General features: G+C 64.7%; 4 protein-coding genes. All 4 read right to left on the bottom strand.

The window, feature by feature from the left end; translation table 11 throughout:
• On the bottom strand, positions 1-534 hold a 534-nt coding region (locus AC5RVV_RS17110), incomplete at its 3' end, for a 2-keto-4-pentenoate hydratase (protein WP_494002573.1).
• 125 nt (positions 535-659) lie between these two features.
• Positions 660-1,601 carry a 3-carboxyethylcatechol 2,3-dioxygenase gene (locus tag AC5RVV_RS17105; protein WP_494002572.1) on the bottom strand — a complete coding sequence of 314 codons (942 nt, stop codon included), beginning with the start codon at positions 1,599-1,601 and terminating at the stop codon, positions 660-662.
• Between the two features lie 28 nt (positions 1,602-1,629).
• Positions 1,630-2,493, bottom strand: a complete 864-nt coding sequence (locus AC5RVV_RS17100) for an alpha/beta fold hydrolase (protein WP_494002571.1) — start codon at positions 2,491-2,493, stop codon at positions 1,630-1,632.
• Between the two features lie 25 nt (positions 2,494-2,518).
• A partial coding sequence (locus tag AC5RVV_RS17095) for an aromatic-ring hydroxylase C-terminal domain-containing protein (RefSeq protein ID WP_494002570.1) occupies positions 2,519-3,240 on the bottom strand: 722 nt, incomplete at its 5' end.

Raw genomic sequence — 3,240 nt, 5'->3', positions numbered from 1 at the left:
GAATTGCACATGCTCGCCGTTGGAGAAGCTGAGGATCAGATCCTCCGGCGCGGACGAGATCGTCGTGAATGAACTCGTCACATATCCTGCAGCGGAGGAGCCGTCGGCTGTATTGTCGGCCCAAGTAAACTCATAGCTTTCCCACCGAGGGTCTACAACCTCGATAGCCACGGCCCACAATCCTGAGCTGACGACATCGTGTGCCGTGATATTTGGTCCGGATAATTCTGCTTCGGCGCGGAAGGCAAACTCCGGCTCGGCCTTGGGATGGATGAATCTGTTCAGCTGAATAGGTTGATCAAGAAGCATCCCATCCCACAAACACCCAAAATTTGGCTTCTTGATGCCGAGCGCATCGCGCATCGCTTTTGAAGTCCATCCGAGCTTGTATCCGGTTTGTTTTTCCCCGATGCGACGACGCTCGGCATTCCGTTCAGCGGCTATGGCCCAGGCCTCTTCATCTGTCAATCCTTGAGCGTGGCGTGAGAACGGTTCGATTCCCACGACACGGCGCTCAGCCTCTTCGAGCTTCATTGCTGCCTTAGCGAGGTCCACTTCTTGCCCCCTATCCCGGAGATAGCGCTAGTACTGATGTCATGACTTAAGGCTTGGCTGTGTGTTGCGTGATCCACAGGATGGCCCCTCGATCCTTTTATCCGTCATTTCTTCAGCACCGCCGTCGTCACGCCGAAACCGGCAATGTATTCCTTGATGGGTTTGTAGAACTCGTAGGTGACCTCGTACTCGCCGCAGGCGCGCAGCGCGGAGTAGGCGGCGACCCAGGTGCGCACCTCGTGGGAGGAGTGTCCGGCGACCGCGTCCATCCCGTCGGCGGTGTAGGCGTCGAAGTCCTCCACCTTCCCGGACCTGCAGACCTGAAGGAAGGCGCGGTCCCATTCGGGGTTCAGGTCCATGATGTCCGCCTCACCGGCCGCGAACGCTTCGGCGGTGGCGATGGTCTTGGCCTGGCGGGCGGCGCGGGCCTCGGGGGTGGGGTGGCGGCCGTTGGTCAAAAACGCGCGCTGCTCGGGGGTGGCGGTGGCGATCTGGGGGACCGGCGGGTCGTGGGACAGGCCGCCGGAGCCGATGAACAGGACCTTCTTGTCGCTGTTGCGGAAGTACTCGCCGATGGCCTGGCCGAACCGGCGCACGCGGGAGACCTTGGTGAACGGGCGGGCGACGGAGTTGACGAAGACCGGGATCACCGGAGTCGCATCCAGCCCGCCGAAGATGATCTCCATGGGCTGCACGGCGCCGTGGTCGACCTCCATGCGGCGGGAGATCGCGGTGTCGATGTCCCGGTCGATGACGAACTGGGCCAGCTCCTCGGCGATGCCGGTCGGGACGTTGATTGGTCCTTCCCAGGAGTCGTAGTCGCCGGTGCCCACCGCCTCGTAGCCGATGCAGAACGGGGGCATCAGGTCATAGAAGAAGCCGTTGTAGTGGTCCGGGCCGAAGTTGACCACCAGGTCCGGGTTGAAGTCCCGGGCGAACCGGCGGGCCGCCTCGAAGGCGGCCTCGACGGCGGCCTTCACCTCGGCCGGCGGGTTGGTGTGTTCCAGCAGCGGACTGTGGGACATGCACAGCAGGGCCTGGTTCATGGCTGCACTCCTTTGATCATCCTGATGTTCAGCGGCTCACGCCGTGGACGGCGAGGTACTGCCTGACGATCTCGTTGAATTCGGCGGCGCGCTCGACCTGGGACCAGTGGCCGCACTGGCTGAAGATGTGCGCGTCGGCGGTCGGGATGACATTGAGCAGTTCCCAGGTGCGCGAGACCGGGATCACGACGTCCTGGACACCGTGGATCAGCAGAACCGGGATCTGAAGCCGGGAGAGCACCTCGAAGTCCAGCGGCAGCGCATCGCGGTCCCGGTCCCGGGCGGTGACGACCTCGATCAGGCGGTCCGAGGCGGTGTCGTTCAGCGCGGCCGCGTAGCGCAGTGAGACCAGTTCGTCGGTGACCAGGGACTTGTCGACGACGAACTGCTCCAGCGTGCGGCGGATGCCGGCCTCGGACAGCTCCGGCTTGGAGTGGCCGGACAGGGCTGCGGTCTTCTTGGCCCCGCCGGTGCCCATGGACACGATGCCCAGCAGGCGCTCCGGGAAGTCGATGGCGAACTGCATGGCGACCCAGCCGCCGATGGAGTTGCCCACGATCCAGGTCTTCTCGATGCCCAGCGCGTCGAGCACGCGCACCGCGTGGCGGACCCATTCCCTGATGCCGTATTCGGTGCCGGGGGCGACGATGGTCTGGCCGTAGCCGATGGAGTCGATCGCGATGCAGCGGCCCTGCTCGGCGATCTGCGGCAGGTTCAGCCACCAGTTCGCCGCGGCGGTCACACCCGTGCCGGAGCCGTGCAGGAACAGGATCGGAGTGCCCTCGCCCAGCTCGTGGTAGTGGGTCAGTTCGCCCTCGGCGGTCTCAAGCCACTTGTCCTCGAGGCCGAAGAAGGCATCGGTCGTGTAATCGGGGATTGCAACTGTCTTCATGATTCTCCTTGGGAAGGCCGTGATATTACGCGTAAATGGGTTCTGGATCCCGGCTGGGAGCGGGCTCTGTTGCCAGGATGGTGTGCAGGGCGGTGCGGATCTGGTTCTCGGCTTGGGCGACCTCCCACACCGGGGAGCTGTGGCGCCAGGCGATATAGCCGTCGGGGCGGACCAGCAGGGCGCCGGCCTCATGGATCTCGCGGACCTTGGCCCATGCGGCGTAGGGGTCCTCATGGCCGGTCTCGCCGACCACGATGGTGTCGAGGAAGCCGAGTCCGAGCCGTTCGGCGGCTTCCTTCCACGCCTGCCCCGCGAGTCCGGTGACCAGCGTGAACCTGCCCTGGCCGGTGACATCCAGGGTGGACACACGGTGCCCGTCTGCCCCGACGAGCCAGGCATGCGGAATCTTTGCACCGGGGCGTGTGGTGGGTTGTACGTACAGTTCGATGTCGCGGGCGAACGTTTCGGGTCCGGCCTCAGGGTCAGGTACGACGGCGGTGCTGGCGTACCGCTGGTTCAGCTCCACGCCTTGGGCGTTGAACTCGTGGTTTTTAAGTTCCAGTGCCTCAGCTACCCGGGCGCGCAGCTCCACGCCCTCCGGTGTGGCGGCCCGCAGCCGGGCGAGGCCGTGCTCAACGGACGGTTCGCCGCCGTCGGGGTCGGTCGTGTCGAAGCATTCCCGCAGGGGTGCGTAGTCGAGACGGGACTGGTTGGCCCGGGCCACGATCTGTTGTCCTACCGGTGCCC

Source organism: Arthrobacter sp. MDT2-34-1 (assembly GCF_059091365.1).
The sequence above is the reverse complement of the archived record's forward strand: the minus strand, read 5'-3'. Positions and strand labels throughout refer to the sequence as shown.

What these genes read in the sequence shown, in the direction of transcription:
- AC5RVV_RS17105 (WP_494002572.1), bottom strand. Translation starts at nt 1,601, where the DNA reads ATGAACCAGGCCCTGCTGTGCATGTCCCACAGTCCGCTGCTGGAACAC.
- AC5RVV_RS17100 (WP_494002571.1), bottom strand. Translation starts at nt 2,493, where the DNA reads ATGAAGACAGTTGCAATCCCCGATTACACGACCGATGCCTTCTTCGGC.